This window comes from Kineococcus halophytocola (assembly GCF_041276425.1).
GTDB lineage: Bacteria > Actinomycetota > Actinomycetes > Actinomycetales > Kineococcaceae > Kineococcus > Kineococcus halophytocola.
On record NZ_JBGFTU010000023.1, the window covers coordinates 1 to 15,244 of the forward strand.

Sequence of the window (15,244 nt, forward strand, 5' to 3'; positions counted from 1 at the left end):
GGGTAGATCCCAAAGGAACCCCGATCCCCACCCACACAGGAGTGGAGACCATTGGGGGTTAATGCATTGGCATCAACATTTTTCTAGCGCACTGTTGAGTTCTCAAGAACCGGACGCACCCACCCCGAACCGACCCTCAGCGAGAGGGTCAGCGGAAGAGGGGCAACTTTCCCACCTTAACCGGGAACCAGGCCAAACCTCAACCCAGCCCCGCTCAAGAAGCTTCCGGTGCCGCCAGGCATCGTGCGGACCCTTCGGGTTGTGACCCTCGGCGTCCGCCCCGTTGCTCGCGGCGACATGAAGAACATTAGACGGCCAGGCGTCGCCCAGGCAAATCGCCTCGGTCCCTCCGGTGCGACGCGTTGCGCGGCAAGCCTTCCCGCCGTCCGCGGCCGTCACCACGCGGGCCTCGCCCGCTCTTGGGACACTGTGCCGGTGACCGAGGCCACCCACTCCCCCGAGCCGGCTCCCGAGCACCGCAGCGCCGAGCACGCCCGCATGGCGGAATCGCCCGGCGCCGACGGCCCCTGGCGACTGTGGGGCCCGTACGTGGCCGGGCGGCAGTGGGGCACCGTCCGCGAGGACTACACCCCCGGTGGGGACGCCTGGTCCGCCTTCCCCTTCGACCAGGCGCGGGCGCGCGCCTACCGCTGGGGCGAGGACGGCCTGGGTGCCGTGTGCGACCGGTTCGGCTTCCTGAACCTGGGCGTCGCCCTGTGGAACCGCGAGGACCCCTTCCTCAAGGAGCGTCTCTTCGGGCTGACCAACGGCGAGGGCAACCACGGCGAGGACGCCAAGGAGTACTGGTGGGCCCTGGACGGCACCCCCAGCCACTCCTGGATGAGGTGGCTCTACCGGTACCCGCAGGCCGAGTTCCCCTACGAGCAGCTGCGCACCGAGAACGCCCAGCGCGGGCGCGACGAGCGCGAGTACGAGCTCGGGGACACCGGCGTCCTGGACGGCAACCGCTTCTTCGACGTCGAGGTCACCTACGCCAAGGCGGGCGCGGACGACCTGTGCATGGTCGTCACGGCGACCAACCACGGGCCCGACCCGGCCCCCCTCGACCTCGTCCCGCAGGTGTGGTTCCGCAACACCTGGTCCTGGGGCTGGGACCGGCGCCGCGGCACCATGACCCAGCTGCTGCCGCCGACGCTGGCCGTCGGCGGGCTGGAGTCGGTGGAGTGCGAGCACGGCCACCTCGGCCGGTACCACGTCAGCGCCGAGGGTTCTCCCGAGGTGCTCTTCTGCGAGAACGAGACCAACCTCGTCGAGCTGTTCGGGGCCGCGTCCAACCCCACGGCCTTCACCAAGGACGGCGTCGACCGGCGGATCGTCCACGGCGACACGACCGCCGTGAACCCGCGCCGCGAGGGCACCAAGGCGGCGTTCTGGTACTCCTTCGACTCCGTCGCCCCCGGTGAGACCGTCCAGGTACGCCTGCGGCTGTCCCCGCCGGCCCCGAGCCGGGACACGTTCGGCCCCGGCTACGACGCCGTGCTGCGCGACCGGCGGCGGGAGGCCGACGACTTCTACGACCAGGTCATCCACCCCGGCCTCGGCGAGTCCGACCGGCACATCGCCCGCCGCGCCTACGCGGGTCTGCTGTGGACCAAGCAGCTGTACCGCTACGACGTCCGGCAGTGGCTCGGCGGGGACCCCGAGACCGAACCGTCGCCGGAGTCCCGCAAGGGCCGCGGCGCGCGCAACGTCACGTGGAGCCACCTGTCGCTGGCCGACGTCATCTCCATGCCCGACGAGTGGGAGTACCCGTGGTTCGCGGCCTGGGACCTGGCCTTCCACGCCATCCCCCTGGCCCACGTCGACCCCGAGTTCGCCAAGGAACAGCTCGTGCTCATGTGCCGCGAGTGGTCGATGCACCCCAACGGGCAGCTCCCCGCCTACGAGTGGGCGTTCGGCGACGTCAACCCGCCCGTGCACGCGTGGGCCGCCTGGCACGTGTACCGGCTCGACGGCTACCGCGACCAGGGCTTCCTCGTGCGGGTGTTCACCAAGCTGCTGCTGAACTTCTCGTGGTGGGTCAACCGCAAGGACTCCAGCGGGTCCAACCTCTTCGAGGGCGGCTTCCTCGGGATGGACAACATCGGCCTGTTCGACCGGTCCGCCGAGCTGCCCCCCGGGTACCGGCTGGAGCAGTCCGACGCCACGAGCTGGATGGCCTTCTACTGCCAGCAGATGTTCAAGATCGCCCTGGAGCTGTCGCGGCACGACCCGGCGTGGGAGGACGCCGCGACGAAGTTCCTCGAGCACTTCCTGTCCATCGCGCAGGCCATGAACTCCTTCGGCTCCCACGACGCGTCGCTGTGGGACGAGGAGGACGGCTTCTACTACGACGTGCTGCTGCGGCCCGACGGGTCCTCCGAGCCCATGCGCGTGCCCTCGATGGTCGGGCTGCTGCCGATCCTGGGGTCCACCGACGTGCCGTCGTGGATCGCCGAGGAGACCCCCGACCTCACCGCCCGGCTGCGCTGGCTGCAGAAGCGCCGGCCCGACCTCACGCTGCCGCTGCTGACGCGCTCCACGCCGGAGGGGCGGCGGATGCTGCTGTCCCTCGTCGACCGGCCCCGGCTGGTCCGGATCCTGGAGCGGATGTTCGACCACGACCAGTTCCTGTCCGACTTCGGCATCCGCTCGCTGTCGGCGGCGGTGAAGGAGGAGGTCTGGACGTCGGTCGAGGGGCAGAGCTCCTCGGTCGTCTACGAACCGGGTGAGTCCCGGACCGGCATGTTCGGGGGCAACTCCAACTGGCGCGGGCCCATCTGGTTCCCGGTCAACGTCCTGTTGGCCGACAAGCTGCGCACGCTGGGCCGCTTCTTCGGCGACGAGCTGACCATCGAGGTGCCCAAGGGCTCGGGACGGCGCATCGACCTCGTCCAGGCCGCCGACCTCATCGACGACAGCCTCGTCAACCTCTTCCGCCCCGTCGACGGGCGCCGGCCGGCCGACGGGCAGCGCCTGGAGGCGAGCGAGGACCCGCTGTGGCGCGAGCACATCACCTTCAACGAGTACTTCGACGGCGACACCGGTGAGGGGCTGGGAGCCACCCACCAGACGGGCTGGACGGCCCTGGTCGCGCACCTCCTGCACCCGCGGCTGCCCCCCAGCCCGCCCGGCCGCTGACCCGGCGAGGACGTGCGGGCCGTCCGGTGTCCCCCGGACGGCCCATGTCCTGCCCACCGTCGGTGGTCGATGCCAGGCTGGAGGACCGGTCACCGCGGCCGGCCTGACGCACCGGGGGCGAGGACGTCGATGACGGCGGTGGAACCGATCGCGCTGCTGATCGCCCTCGCCGCGACGATCACGGCGACGACGGGCGTGCTCGCGTTCCGGCGGCGGCGGGAGACCCCCGCCGCGCTCCCCCTCGCCGCGGGGCTGGCCTCGGTGACCCTGTGGGGCGTCTCCGTCGTCCTGCAGAACACCTGGCTGCCCGCCCGGTGGCTCGACCTGACGGTCTTCCCCCAGTTCCTCGGCGTGGGGGGCACCGTGCTCTCGCTGCGGCTGTTCGTCGACGCCGTCGGCGGCCGTGCGCTGCGCCCCCGCCGCGTCCTCGCCCTCGGCGTCGTCCCCGCCCTGGCCCTCGTGGCCCTGGCGGTGGACCCGCACCTGCACTGGTTCCACGCCACCGTCGAGCACGTCGGGGACCCCCGCGGCGGATCGTCACCGTGGGGCCGCTGTTCTGGGTGAACACGGCCTACAGCTACGCCGTGGTCCTCTCGGCCGCCTCCTCGGTCTGGCGGTTGCGCCGCAGCACGCGGGGTCTGCTGCGCCGGCAGGCCACGACGATGCTCGTCGCGGTCCTGGCCCCCCTGGTGTGCAACCTGGCGGTCGTCCTGCCGGGCATCGCCCTCGCCGTCGACGTCACCCCGCTGGCCTTCGCCGTCACGGGGGTCCTCTTCGCCTACGCCGTGCTGCAGCAGGACCTGCTGCGCCTCGTGCCGGTCGCCCGCTCGCTCGTCGTGGAGACCGTCACCGACGCCGTCTTCGTCGTCGACTTCCGGGAACGCCTGGTCGACGTCAACCCCGCCGGGCACGCCCTGCTGCGACCGGACGCCGGGCCGCGCGACGCCGTCGTCGGCCGGCCCTTCGGCGACCTCGTGGAGGCGGTCGTCGCCGACTCCGTCAGGGCCGGGGAGGGGGAGACGGTCGTCCGGCTGGCCGGCGGGAACCACCTCGACGTCCGCACCCGCTGGATCCGCGACGACCGCGGCACCCCGCTGGGACGGGTCGTCGTCGCCCGCGACGTCACCGAGCGGCTGCAGGCGCAGCGTGCGCTGGAACGGGCCAACGAGCGGTTGCGGGACCAGGTCGCCACCATCGAGCGGCTGCAGGCGGACCTGGCCGAGGAGGCGGCGCGCGACCCGCTCACCGGCCTGCGCAACCGGCGGCGGTTCGTCGAGGACCTCACCGCGCGGTTGCGGACGACGGTCGAGACCGGTCGGCCGCTCTCGCTCGTGCTCCTGGACGTCGACCACTTCAAGGCGATCAACGACGCGCACGGGCACGCCGTCGGGGACGACGTGCTCGTCGAGGTCGCCCGGGCGCTGGGCGCGCACGCCCGCCCCGAGGACGTCGTCCGCTACGGCGGGGAGGAGTTCGTCGTCCTGCTGCCCCACCTCGACACCGACGCCGCCCGGGCCCGGGCCGAGGACCTGCGCGCCGCCTGCGCGGGCGTGCGCGTCGGCGTGGAGTCGCTGCGCATCACCATCAGCGCGGGCGTGGCCACGGCACCGGAGCACGGGACGACGCCGGACGAGCTCCTGCTCTCGGCCGACCGCGCCCTGTACGAGGCCAAGGGCGGCGGCCGCGACCGGGTCGCGCTCGCGGACTAGCCGGTCACCAGATGCGGACCCGCTCGGCCGGGTCCAGCCACAGGCCGTCCCCGGGCCGGGTGCCGAACGCGTCGTGGAACTCCACGAGGTTGCGCACGACCGCGTTGCAGCGGAACTCCGGCGGGGAGTGCGGGTCGATGGCCAGGCGCCGCTCGACCTCGGCGGGGCGGACCTTGCCGCACCACACCTTCGCCCAGCCGAAGAACAGGCGCTGGCTGCCCGTCAGGCCGTCCACGACGGGGGCCTCCTGGCCGCCGAGGGCGATCTCGTAGGCCTTGTGCGCGATCGTCAGCCCGCCGAGGTCGCCGATGTTCTCCCCGACCGTCAGCGAGCCGTTGACCGTCCTGCCCGGCGTCTCGGGGGGTTCCAGGGCGTCGTACTGGTCGATGAGGGCCTGGGTGCGCTGGCCGAACTCGGCGCGGTCGGCGTCGGTCCACCAGTCGTTGAGGTTGCCCGCCCCGTCGTACTTCGAGCCCTGGTCGTCGAAGCCGTGGCCGATCTCGTGGCCGATGACCGCGCCGATGCCGCCGTAGTTCTCCGCGTCGTCGGCGTCGAGGGAGAAGAAGGGCGGGCGCAGGATCGCGGCGGGGAAGACGATCTCGTTCATGCCCGGGTTGTAGTAGGCGTTGACCGTCTGCGGCGTCATGAACCACTCGCTGCGGTCCACGGGCCCGCCGAGCTTGGCCAGCTCGCGGTCCACCTCGACGGCGAAGGCGCGCCGGACGTTGCCGATCAGGTCCGTGCGGTCGATCGTCAGCGCCGAGTAGTCCCGCCACCGGTCGGGGTGGCCGATCTTCGGGGTGAACTTCCCGAGCTTGTCCAGCGCCCGGTCCTTCGTCTCCCGCGTCATCCAGTCCAGGGCCTCGATGTCCTGGCGGTAGGCCTCCACGAGGTTGGCGACCAGCTCCTGCATGCGCGCCTTGGCGGCCGGCGGGAAGTGCTCGGCGACGTAGAGCTCACCGAGGGCCTCACCGAGGGTGCCCTCGACCAGACCGACCCCGCGCTTCCACCGCTCGCGCAGCTGGGGCGCACCGGTGAGCGTCGTGCCGTAGAAGGCGAAGTTCTCCTCGACGAACTCCCCGGGCAGGAAGGCGGCGGCCTGGTGCAGGACGCGCCAGCCGAGCCAGTCCTTCCACGTCTGGACCGGCGTCGCGAGCAGCACCTCGGCCATGCCGCTCAGGTAGCTCGGCTGGCGGACGACGACCTGGGCGAAGGCCGACGCCGGCAGCTCGGCGGCCTCGAGCCAGGCGGCCAGGTCGACACCGGGCAGCAGGGCGTCCAGACCCGCGCGGTCCACCTTGTTGTAGGTGGCGTTGGCGTCGCGGTTGCGCACCCGGTCCCAGTGGTGGGCCGCGAGCGCCGTCTCCAGGTCCAGGACGCGCTGCGCGGCACCGGCCGGGTCCGGGCGGTGGCCGAGGGTCAGGATGCGTTCGACGTGCCCGAGGTAGGCCGCGCGGACCTGCTCGTACTGCTCCTCGCGGTAGTACGACTCGTCGGGCAGGCCGAGACCGGACTGGGTGAGGTAGACGACGTACTCATCGGACTTGGCGTTGTCGGTGTCGACCCAGTAGGCGAAGGGGCCGCCGACCCCGGAGCGCTCGAAGGCGCCGAGCCGGCGGACGAGGTCGGCGTGGTCGGTGATCGCGTCCACGGCGGCGAGCTCGGGGTCCAGCGGGGTGGTGCCCAGCGCGTCGATGCGGTCGGTGTCCATGAAGCTGGCGAACAGGTCGCCGATCTTCTGCCGGACGGTGCCGGGGACCGCCTCGCCGGTGGCCGCGGCGTCGGCGGCGGCCTCGACGATGGTGCGGCACTCGGCCTCGGACTGGTCGCGCAGCCGGATGAAGGCCCCGTCGACGGCGCGGTCGTCGGGGATCTCCGTCGTCGCCAGCCAGCGGCCGTTGACGTGCCGGAAGAGGTCGTCCTGGGGGCGCACCGACGGGTCGACGTCGCTGCCCGCGGGCTGGGCGTCCGTGATCGAGCTCATGACCTCACCCTAGGGCGTGGCCGTCGGTCCCGCGCCGGGCCGGACCGCGGGCCAGACCGAGAGCAGGAGCGCGACGTTGAGCACGACCGCGCCCAGGACGACGAACGCCATCGCGTGCGCGTCCCCGCCGAGCAGGCCGACGAGGACGCCGACGAGCCCGCCCACCCCGGACTGCAGGGCCGTCACCAGCGCGGCGGCCGCCCCGGCGCTGTCGCCGTACGGTTCCAGGGCGAGCGCCACCGCGTTGGGCATGATGAGGCCCAGGCTGAGCAGCAGCAGGTACAGCGGGAGGGCGAACAGGACGAGGCGGTCGGTGCCGGACAGCAGCGACACGGTGAGGGCCGCGCCGAAGACGGCGGCGGCGGTCACGCCCACCCGCAGCAACCGGGGGGAGCCGATCCGCTCGACGAGGGCCGCGTTGAGCTGCGTGCCACCGATGAGCGCGGTGCCGTTGAGGGCGAAGAAGACGGCGAAGCCGGTGCCGACGAGGCCGAAGCCGTCCTGCAGCACGAAGACCGACGTCGAGACGTAGGACATGATCACGGCGAGGGCGAGGCCGGGCATCGCGGCGAGGGCCAGGAAGCGCCGGTCGCGGACGAGCTCGCGGTAGCCGGCGAAGGTGCGCAGCACGCGGCGGGTCCGCTCGGGCACGACCGGAGCGGCCCGTGCCTCGGTGCGGGCCTGCCCGGCCGAGTCGCACAGCTCCCGCCGCGTCTCCGGCAGCGAGCGCCACACGGCGAGGAGGACGCCGGCGCCGGCGAGGACGAGCAGGCCCAGGACCGGCCGCCAGCCCGTGTGGTTCGCGATGGCCCCGCCGACGGTGGGGGCGAACAGCGGGGCGACGCCGATGACGAGGACGAGCCGGGACTGCAGCCGGGCGGCCGCGGGCCCGGTGAACAGGTCACGGATGACGGCCATGCCGATGACGGCGCCGGCCGAGGCGCCCACCCCGGACAGGACGCGGAAGGCGACGAGGGTGGGCAGGTTCGGGGCGAGCGCGCACAGGGCGCTGGCGACGACGTAGACGGCGAAGCCGACCATCGCGGGCCGGCGGCGGCCGAAGGCGTCGGAGAGGGGGCCGACGACGAGCTGGCCGAGCGCGGAGCCCACGAGGACACCGGTGATCGTGAGCTGGGTGCGGGCGCGGGTCGTGCCGAGGTCCTGGGCGACCTCGGGCAGCGAGGGCAGGTAGAGGTCGATGGTCACGGCGCCGAGAGCGGCCATGGCGCCGAGCAGGACGACGAGCCCGACGGTGGAGCGGCGGCGGGTGGGGGGCGCGGTCTGGAGCGCGGACATGCGCGGGGGATCCTCGGGGGCAGTCGCGGAGGTGCCTCGCACGGCGCCGGGCGGGGCTCGACGCGGCCGGGCGCCGCCGTCCCCCCCACCCTAGGACGCGGGGGGCGACGGCGTCCTGCCAGATTCCGAACCCGGTACCGGTCTCGTCGGTCCGGTCCGGCCGCGGGGCGGCGGCCGATCCCGGCGCGGGCTCAGGCGGCCAGCGGGAGGGAGCTCTCGAAGGTGTACTCGTCCAGGACGGGGGTGCCGAGGGCGAGCGCGGCGCGGACGGCGGCCGACCCCGATCCCGCGTCGTTGGCGACGAGGACGTCGGTGGCCTCGGTGACGACCTCGTCGACGTGCAGGCCGGCCCGGCGCGCGCGGGCCCGGAGGTCGGCGCGGGGCAGGAGGAAGTGGCCGCTGAAGGCGACGTGCTGACCGGGGCGCAGGGTCACGCCGTGGTGATCGGCAGGCGGCGCCGGGAGCTTGACCCGGTGCCTACCGTGGGTGGGTGGAACGATCGACGGTGACGGCCCTGCTGGTCCTGGCGACGGCCGTGTCCGGGGCGGTCCTGGTGCTGCTGGTCGCGGCCTCCTTCTCCGCCGCACCCCCGCCGGCCCGGGTGATGTGGCCGGCGGGGGTCCTGGTCGTCGTCTGCGGTGCGGGGCTGGTGCTGCACCGCTCGCAGCGGTAGGTCAGGCGCGTTCGCGCAGCGGGCGGGCGTCCGACGAGCGCCGGCGCTGGCCGGGCAGGTCCGCGGAGTGGCGCGGGACCCGGCGGCCGGCGCGGACGCTCGTCACGAGACCGGCCGCACCGGCCAGGACGACGAGGGCGGCGTAGCCGTCGACGACGGGCCGCAGGCCCAGGTGCGGGGCGAGGAAGCCGGCGACGACCGCGGGCACGCCGAACGCGAGGTAGCTGACGACGTAGACGGCGGCGAGGACCCCGGCGCGCTCGTGGGCGGGCGCGGTGCCGAGCACGCCGCGCAGGGCGCCCTGGAACCCGGCGCCGAAGCCGACCCCGGACAGCAGCGCCCCGGCGAAGAAGACGGGCACGGACGACAGGGTCAGACCGAGGGTCAGGACGAGGGGGCCGACGACGAGCCCGGCCATCCCCAGGGTGACGACGCGGCGGGGGTCCCGGTGCCGGGTCAGCAGACCCGTCACGGCGCCGACCCCGGCCACGGAGGCGACGACGAGGCCACCGGCGACGTGGTCGTGCAGGCCGAGGACCCCGGCCACGACAGAGGGTCCCAGTCCCAGGCACAGGCCGCCCAGGCCCCAGCTGCCGAGGAACCCGGGCAGGCTGGCGGCGAAGGGGCCGCGGGAGGACGCGGGCAGCCGCACGACGGGCCGCAGCGAGCGCAGCGCACCGGGTGCGCGGCCGACGGCGTCGGGGGTGAGGGCGACGGCGACGAGCGCGACGAGCAGCAGCCCGGCGAGGACCAGGTAGGTGAGCCGGGTGGGTCCGGGGGCGAACTGGACGAGCACCCCGGCGCCCAGACCGCCGGCCATGAGGCCCGTGGGCGGGGCGGCCCCGTTGACGAGCTGGGCCAGCGCGGTGCGGTCGGGCCCGGCGAGGTCGAGCAGCCAGGCCCCGAGCGCCCCGATGGCCGTGCCGGTGGAGAAGCCCTGCAGCGCACGGCCGGCGACGAGGGTGGCGACGTCGTCGGCCCGGGACAGGACGAGCATGGAGACCAGGACGCCCACGAGGGCGGCCGCGACCACGGGGCGGCGGCCCAGGTGGTCGGACAGGGACCCGACGGTCAGCAGGGCGACGAGCAGCACGGCGGCGTAGACCGCGAAGACGACGGTGATCGCCGCCGGGCCGACCCCCCACTGCTCCTGGTAGACGGGGAAGACCGGTGAGGGCGCCGAGCTCGCGGCGACGAGCAGTCCGAGCGTGAGGGTGACCAGGACGAACCCCGTGCGGGGACTGGTCGCGGGGCGGGGCACGGGCGCTCCTGGGACGTCGGGGAAGTGTCATGGGGAAACTACTCGGGGTCGCCGGCTAACGCAACACCGTTTGCGTTAAGCTGCCACCATGACGCCGACGATGGCGCGCCCCGGCGGGCGCAGCGCGAAGGTGACGGCCGCCGTCCACCGAGCCGTCGTGGACCTGCTCGCCGCGGGGGAACCGCTGACCGTGCCGCAGGTCGCCGCCCGCGCCGGGGTCAACGCCACCAGCGTCTACCGCCGCTGGGGCGACGTCGCCGGACTGCTCGCCGACACCGCGCTCGTGCGGTTCGGGACGAGCTCGGCCGTGCCGGACACCGGTTCGCTGCGCGGGGACCTGCTGGCCTGGGGTGCCGCGCTCGTGGAGGAGGCCGGCCGCCCCGAGGAACTGGCCCTGCTGCGCGCCGCCGTCGCCGCCGGACCCGCCGATCCCGGTGCGCCCGAACGGGTCGAGTCCGCCTGCTCGGCCTGCCTCGTCGGGCGCAGCAGCCAGGCCGAGACGATCCTGGCGACCGCGCAGGCGCGCGGCGAGCAGGCCCCGAGCCCCACCCGCGTCCTGGACCACCTCGTCGCACCGATCTACCTGCGCGCCCTCTTCGGCCTGCCCGCCCCGGCCGTGGAGGTGCTCGTCGACCTGCTCGTGGACCGGCTCGTGGACCGGCTCGTGGACCCGGCGACCGCCCGGGCGACGTCCAGCCCGCGCAGGTAGGTTCGGGGGCATGGGTGTGACTCTCGCCAAGGGTGGAAACGTCTCGCTGGCCAAGGTGGCCCCGAACCTCGACGAGGCGACCGTCGGCCTGGGGTGGGACGTGCGCACGACGACCGGCCTGGACTTCGACCTCGACGCCAGCGCGCTGATGCTCGGGACGAGCGGGAAGGTGCTGTCCGACGCGCACTTCGTCTTCTACAACCAGCTCGCCAGCCCCGACGGGACCGTCCGGCACACCGGCGACAACCGCACCGGTGAGGGCGAGGGGGACGACGAGAGCATCGAGATCGACCTGCGCAGCGTGCCCGCCGACGTCGACAGGATCGTGTTCGCCGTCTCCATCCACGACGCCGAGGCGCGCCGGCAGAGCTTCGGGCAGGTCGTCAACGCCTTCATCCGCCTCGTCAACCGCGCCGACGGCAGCGAGGTCGTCCGGTACGACCTGTCCGAGGACGCCTCGACCGAGACGGCGATGGTGTTCGGGGAGGTGTACCGCCACAGCGGCGAGTGGAAGTTCCGCGCCGTCGGGCAGGGGTACGCCTCCGGTCTGCTCGGGATCGCGCAGGACTTCGGGGTGAACGTGTCCTGACGACGGGGGCACGCGGACCGCGGGGTGCCTCGTTGCCTCCCCGGGGACGATCATCGTCCCCGGGGAGGCAACGAGGGCACCCTGCGCAGCCGGTGGGCGGTTCCCGCGACCGTCAGATCGCGCAGCCGTCGGGGCCGCAGGCGTCGGCGGACGTCTCCCCGACGAGGGTGAGCGGGTGGCTCTCGGCCCACGCCCGGCGCAGCACCTGGGCGAACTGCTCGGTGGGCTGGGCCCCGGAGATCCCGTACGTCCGGTCCACGACGAAGAACGGCACCCCACGGGCCCCGAGAGCGCGGGCCTCGGCGACGTCGGCGCGGACGGCGGCGAGGTAGCGGTCCTCGGTCAGGACCGCGCGGGCCTCCTCGGCGTCCAGCCCGGCCTGCGCCACGAGGCGCACCAGGGTCTCCTCGTCGCCGACGGGTTCACCCTCGGTGAAGTGGGCGCGCAGCAGGCGTTCCTTCACGGCGTCCTGCACGCCGCGCTCGGCCGCCAGGTGCAGGAGCTGGTGGGCCTTGACGGTGTTGGCCGGGACGGAGACGTCCTGGTGGAACTCCAGACCCTCGGCCGCGGCGGTCTCGTCGACGTGGGCGACCATCGGCGCGACCTCCTCGACGGGCCGGCCGAACTTCGCCGACAGCCGCCGCAGGTGGGCGTCGCCGGGGCCGTCCGCCTTCTCGTGGACCGTCTCGGTCGTAGGGTCGAGCTCGAAGGACCGCCACACCACCTCGACGTCGTCGGCGTGCTCGAAGTCGCGCAGCGCGCTCTCGAACCGGCGCTTGCCGATGTAGCACCACGGACAGACGACGTCGGACCAGATTTCCACCTTCACGAGGGGCGCAACCGGCCCGGGCGCGCCGCTGTTCCGGGCAACCGGGTGATGGGCCCGGAGCGGTCAGTCGTCGCCGCGGCCGAAGACGCCCGGCCAGGCGATGTCGGAGCGGTGCCGCCTCGAAGGGGGCACGGGGCCGAGCCTGCGGTCCCCGGGCCGGGAGGCCGAGCACAGGTGACCGACCACACCGGCCACGACCAGGATCACGGCGAGGGAGAGGAAGAGCGTCACCACGACTGCCTCCTTCGGCGGGGAGCCCCAGCAGGGCCCGGTGCCTCACGGTGGCACGAGAACCCCTGCCGCGCCAGGGGTTCACCCCGTCGGGGGGTCGTCCCGCCGCCACGTCACGACGCGGAACCGGGGACCCGCCGAGGACGTCCGCCACTGCCCCGTCTCCACCGGCCGCCACGGGTCACCGACCGCCGGTGCGCGGGTGTCGCCGTCGACGTGGACGTCGACCTCGGTGACGACGAGCACGTCGGCGCGGTCGAGCGCCGCCGCGTAGACGGCCTGCCCGCCCACCACCCAGACGTCGGTCCCCATCGCCAGCGCGACGTCGAGGTCGGTGACGACCTCGGCGCCGGGGGCGTCGTAGCCGGCGGTGCGGGACAGGACGACGTTGCGCCGGTCCGGCAGCGGGCGGAAGCGGGCCGGCAGGGACTCCCACGTCGCCCGGCCCATGACGACCGTGGTCCCGGTCGTCAACGCCGAGAAGTGCGCCAGGTCCTCCGGCACGCGCCACGGGATGCGCCCGTCGGCGCCGATGACACCGTCCGCGGACTGCGCCCAGACGAGGCCGATCATCAGACGGCCACCGGGGCCTTGATCGCGGGGTGGTGCCGGTAGCCGACCACCTCGAGGTCCTCGTAGGTCACGTCGAGCAGCGGTTTGCGCGCGGCCCGCAGCGTCGGGAACGGGTGCGGGGCGCGGGTCAGCTGCTCGCGCACCTGGTCGACGTGGTTGTCGTAGATGTGCACGTCACCGCCGGTCCAGACGAAGTCGCCCGGCTCCAGACCCACCTCGTTCGCGACGAGGACCGTCAGCAGGGCGTAGCTGGCGACGTTGAACGGCACGCCGAGGAACAGGTCGGCCGAGCGCTGGTAGAGCTGGCACGACAGCTTCCCGTCGGCGACGTGGAACTGGAAGAAGGCGTGGCACGGGGCCAGGGCCATCTTGTCGAGCTCGGCGACGTTCCACGCCGAGACGACCATGCGCCGGGAGTCCGGGTTCGTCCGCAGGGTGTGCAGGACCTCGGTGATCTGGTCGACGTGGCGGCCGTCGGGCGTGGGCCAGGAGCGCCACTGCACGCCGTAGACCGGGCCGAGGTCACCGTCCTCGTCGGCCCACTCGTCCCAGATCGTGACACCGCGCTCCTGCAGCCAGCGCACGTTGCCGTCCCCGCGCAGGAACCACAGCAGTTCCAGGGCGACGGACTTGAAGTGGACGCGCTTGGTCGTGACGAGCGGGAAGCCCTTCGCCAGGTCGAAGCGCATCTGGTGGCCGAAGACGCTGCGGGTGCCCGTGCCGGTGCGGTCGGACTTCGGGGTCCCGGTCGCCAGGACGTGGCGCAGGAGGTCCTCGTACTGGGTGTCGACGTCCTGGGTGTCCACGGCGGGGGTGGGGAGCGGCTCGGGCACGGGGAGAGCGTAGGTCAGGCGGTGGGTGGGCCAGGACGAGCGGCGGGGGTGCGATCTACCGGAGTATGACGACGTATGACGACGTATGACGACGTATGACGACGTATGACAACGTATGACAACGTATGACAACGTATGACGACGTATGACGACGTATGACGACGTATGACGACGTATGACGACGTATGACCGCGTATGACGAGGTATTGCAGATCGTCATACTCCTGTAGAGACTGGTAGGCGTGGACGAGGTTCGGAACCCCTACTCACCCGGCGCCGGCCGCCCGCCCGTGGCCCTCGTCGGACGGGACCGGCAGCGTCGGGCCTGGCAGGTGGCCCTCGAACGCATCGAGAGGGGCCGAGGGGCGCAACCGGTCGTCCTCTACGGCCTGTGCGGAGTGGGCAAGACCGTGCTGCTGGGCGAGTTCGCGAAGGAGGCACGTCGTCGAGGGTGGGTCGTCGCCACGATCGAGGCGGGGGTCGGGAAGTCGCTGCGCGAACTGCTCGGCGAAGCGCTGCACGGCCCCCTCTCCGACCTGGCGCGTCCGTCCGCGGGGGTGCGCCTGCTCAGGGCGCTGAAGACGGCGACCAGCTTCAAGGCGTCGTACGACTCCTCGGGTGCTTGGTCGTTCGGCCTCGACCTGAGCGACGTCTCGGGCGGTGGAGCCGACACCGGGGTCCTCGAGACCGACCTGTCCAAGCTGCTGCGGGACGTCGCAGCGGCAGCGGCCGAGGAAGGCGGTGGGCTCGCCGTCCTCATCGACGAAGCACAGGACCTCGGCACGGACGAGCTGACCGCCTTGTGCTCTTCCGTCCACGTCGCGGGGCAGGAAGGCTGGCACCTCACGACGGCGTTGGCCGGCCTGCCCAGCCTGCCGCGCGAGTTGTCGGAGGCGAAGTCGTACTCCGAACGGCTCTTCGACTACTCCCGCATCGAGCACCTGGACCCCGTCCTCGCCGAGGAAGCGCTCGCGGCTCCTGCTCGGGAGGAATCGGTGATCTGGGAGGCGCAGGCCACGGCGCTGGTCCTCGGCGAGGCATCGGGGTACCCCTACTTCATCCAGCAGTTCGGCCAGGACACGTGGAACCACGCGGCGGGTCCGTCGATCGGCCTGGACGACGCACGAGTCGGCGTCGTCGCCGGCCGGGCCACCCTCGACTCCGGGTTCTTCCGCGCCCGCTGGGACCGGGCGACGCGAGGTGAGCAGCAGTACCTGCGCGCCATGGCGGTCGACGGCGACGTCGGGAGCCCCTCGGGGGAGGTCGCCTCACGTCTGGGCAAGCGGAGCAGCAGCCTCGGACCGGTGCGGGCCAAGCTCATCGAGAAGGGGCTGATCCACGCACCCGAGCACGGGGTGGTCGCCTTCACCGTGCCGGGCATGGCCGCCTTCATCGCCCGCCAGCCCGAACCCTGAC

Annotated in this window: 15 protein-coding genes; 7 read left to right on the forward strand and 8 right to left on the reverse strand. The window is 73.2% G+C overall.

Translation table 11 applies throughout. From position 1 onward, the window contains the following. Window positions 1-498: 498 nt before the first annotated feature. The 3 genes from AB2L27_RS17170 to AB2L27_RS17180 all read left to right on the forward strand — a co-directional run bounded on the left by AB2L27_RS17170 (window position 499) and on the right by AB2L27_RS17180 (window position 4,850). The gene (locus tag AB2L27_RS17170) at window positions 499-3,141 is read left to right on the forward strand and encodes an MGH1-like glycoside hydrolase domain-containing protein (RefSeq protein WP_370442772.1); all 2,643 of its coding nucleotides are present in this window, start codon (window positions 499-501) and stop codon (window positions 3,139-3,141) included. A gap of 138 nt (window positions 3,142-3,279) precedes the next feature. Continuing rightward, window positions 3,280-3,705, forward strand: a complete 426-nt coding sequence (locus tag AB2L27_RS17175; RefSeq protein WP_370442713.1) for a histidine kinase N-terminal 7TM domain-containing protein — start codon at window positions 3,280-3,282, stop codon at window positions 3,703-3,705. Beyond that, a complete protein-coding gene (locus AB2L27_RS17180; protein WP_370442714.1) occupies window positions 3,684-4,850 on the forward strand; it encodes a GGDEF domain-containing protein in 1,167 nt (388 codons plus the stop codon). The genes AB2L27_RS17175 and AB2L27_RS17180 overlap by 22 nt, the downstream gene beginning before the upstream one ends. A 4-nt stretch (window positions 4,851-4,854) precedes the next feature. Here the strand turns inward: AB2L27_RS17180 and AB2L27_RS17185 are convergent, their stop codons facing one another. The 3 genes from AB2L27_RS17185 to AB2L27_RS17195 all read right to left on the reverse strand — a co-directional run bounded on the left by AB2L27_RS17185 (window position 4,855) and on the right by AB2L27_RS17195 (window position 8,564). Next, complete coding sequence (locus tag AB2L27_RS17185) at window positions 4,855-6,834, reverse strand: M13 family metallopeptidase (protein ID WP_370442715.1); 1,980 nt, start codon at window positions 6,832-6,834, stop codon at window positions 4,855-4,857. A gap of 9 nt (window positions 6,835-6,843) precedes the next feature. Beyond that, window positions 6,844-8,130, reverse strand: coding sequence for a multidrug effflux MFS transporter (locus AB2L27_RS17190; protein ID WP_370442716.1), 1,287 nt, complete (start codon window positions 8,128-8,130; stop codon window positions 6,844-6,846). A gap of 191 nt (window positions 8,131-8,321) precedes the next feature. Next, entirely contained in the window at window positions 8,322-8,564 is a 243-nt protein-coding gene (locus AB2L27_RS17195) for a hypothetical protein (RefSeq protein ID WP_370442717.1), read from the reverse strand. Window positions 8,565-8,620: 56 nt separating this feature from the next. On the opposite strand from AB2L27_RS17195, the gene AB2L27_RS17200 reads away from it, so the two are divergent. Next, complete coding sequence (locus AB2L27_RS17200; RefSeq protein ID WP_370442718.1) at window positions 8,621-8,803, forward strand: hypothetical protein; 183 nt, start codon at window positions 8,621-8,623, stop codon at window positions 8,801-8,803. A gap of 1 nt (window position 8,804) precedes the next feature. Here AB2L27_RS17200 and AB2L27_RS17205 read toward each other — a convergent pair whose 3' ends face one another. Continuing rightward, window positions 8,805-10,064: an MFS transporter gene (locus tag AB2L27_RS17205; protein ID WP_370442719.1), complete on the reverse strand. Its 1,260-nt coding sequence runs from the start codon at window positions 10,062-10,064 to the stop codon at window positions 8,805-8,807. A gap of 88 nt (window positions 10,065-10,152) precedes the next feature. On the opposite strand from AB2L27_RS17205, the gene AB2L27_RS17210 reads away from it, so the two are divergent. Beyond that, the gene (locus AB2L27_RS17210; RefSeq protein ID WP_370442720.1) at window positions 10,153-10,773 is read left to right on the forward strand and encodes a TetR-like C-terminal domain-containing protein; all 621 of its coding nucleotides are present in this window, start codon (window positions 10,153-10,155) and stop codon (window positions 10,771-10,773) included. Window positions 10,774-10,783: 10 nt separating this feature from the next. Continuing rightward, a complete protein-coding gene (locus tag AB2L27_RS17215) occupies window positions 10,784-11,362 on the forward strand; it encodes a TerD family protein (protein WP_370442721.1) in 579 nt (192 codons plus the stop codon). A gap of 112 nt (window positions 11,363-11,474) precedes the next feature. On the opposite strand, the gene AB2L27_RS17220 is transcribed toward AB2L27_RS17215, so the two are convergent. The 4 genes from AB2L27_RS17220 to AB2L27_RS17235 form a co-directional block, all read right to left on the reverse strand. Then, on the reverse strand, window positions 11,475-12,185 hold the full coding sequence (locus AB2L27_RS17220) for a DsbA family oxidoreductase (protein ID WP_370442722.1): 711 nt from the start codon (window positions 12,183-12,185) through the stop codon (window positions 11,475-11,477). A gap of 69 nt (window positions 12,186-12,254) precedes the next feature. Continuing rightward, the gene (locus AB2L27_RS17225) at window positions 12,255-12,425 is read right to left on the reverse strand and encodes a hypothetical protein (RefSeq protein ID WP_370442723.1); all 171 of its coding nucleotides are present in this window, start codon (window positions 12,423-12,425) and stop codon (window positions 12,255-12,257) included. 78 nt (window positions 12,426-12,503) lie between these two features. Then, window positions 12,504-12,995, reverse strand: a complete 492-nt coding sequence (locus AB2L27_RS17230; protein WP_370442724.1) for a dihydrofolate reductase — start codon at window positions 12,993-12,995, stop codon at window positions 12,504-12,506. After that, entirely contained in the window at window positions 12,995-13,828 is an 834-nt protein-coding gene (locus AB2L27_RS17235) for a thymidylate synthase (protein WP_370442725.1), read from the reverse strand. Before AB2L27_RS17235 ends, AB2L27_RS17230 begins: the two co-directional genes overlap by 1 nt. Window positions 13,829-14,070: 242 nt before the next feature. Here AB2L27_RS17235 and AB2L27_RS17240 point away from each other — a divergent pair, with 242 nt between their 5' ends. Then, complete coding sequence (locus AB2L27_RS17240; RefSeq protein WP_370442726.1) at window positions 14,071-15,243, forward strand: ATP-binding protein; 1,173 nt, start codon at window positions 14,071-14,073, stop codon at window positions 15,241-15,243. Window position 15,244 lies beyond the last annotated feature (1 nt).

Bases quoted from the DNA above. Each gene is read 5' to 3' on its own strand.
- AB2L27_RS17170 (WP_370442772.1), top strand. From the start codon at position 499: ATGGCGGAATCGCCCGGCGCCGACGGCCCCTGGCGACTGTGGGGCCCG.
- AB2L27_RS17185 (WP_370442715.1), bottom strand. From the start codon at position 6,834: ATGAGCTCGATCACGGACGCCCAGCCCGCGGGCAGCGACGTCGACCCG.
- AB2L27_RS17190 (WP_370442716.1), bottom strand. From the start codon at position 8,130: ATGTCCGCGCTCCAGACCGCGCCCCCCACCCGCCGCCGCTCCACCGTC.
- AB2L27_RS17210 (WP_370442720.1), top strand. From the start codon at position 10,153: ATGACGCCGACGATGGCGCGCCCCGGCGGGCGCAGCGCGAAGGTGACG.
- AB2L27_RS17215 (WP_370442721.1), top strand. From the start codon at position 10,784: ATGGGTGTGACTCTCGCCAAGGGTGGAAACGTCTCGCTGGCCAAGGTG.
- AB2L27_RS17230 (WP_370442724.1), bottom strand. From the start codon at position 12,995: ATGATCGGCCTCGTCTGGGCGCAGTCCGCGGACGGTGTCATCGGCGCC.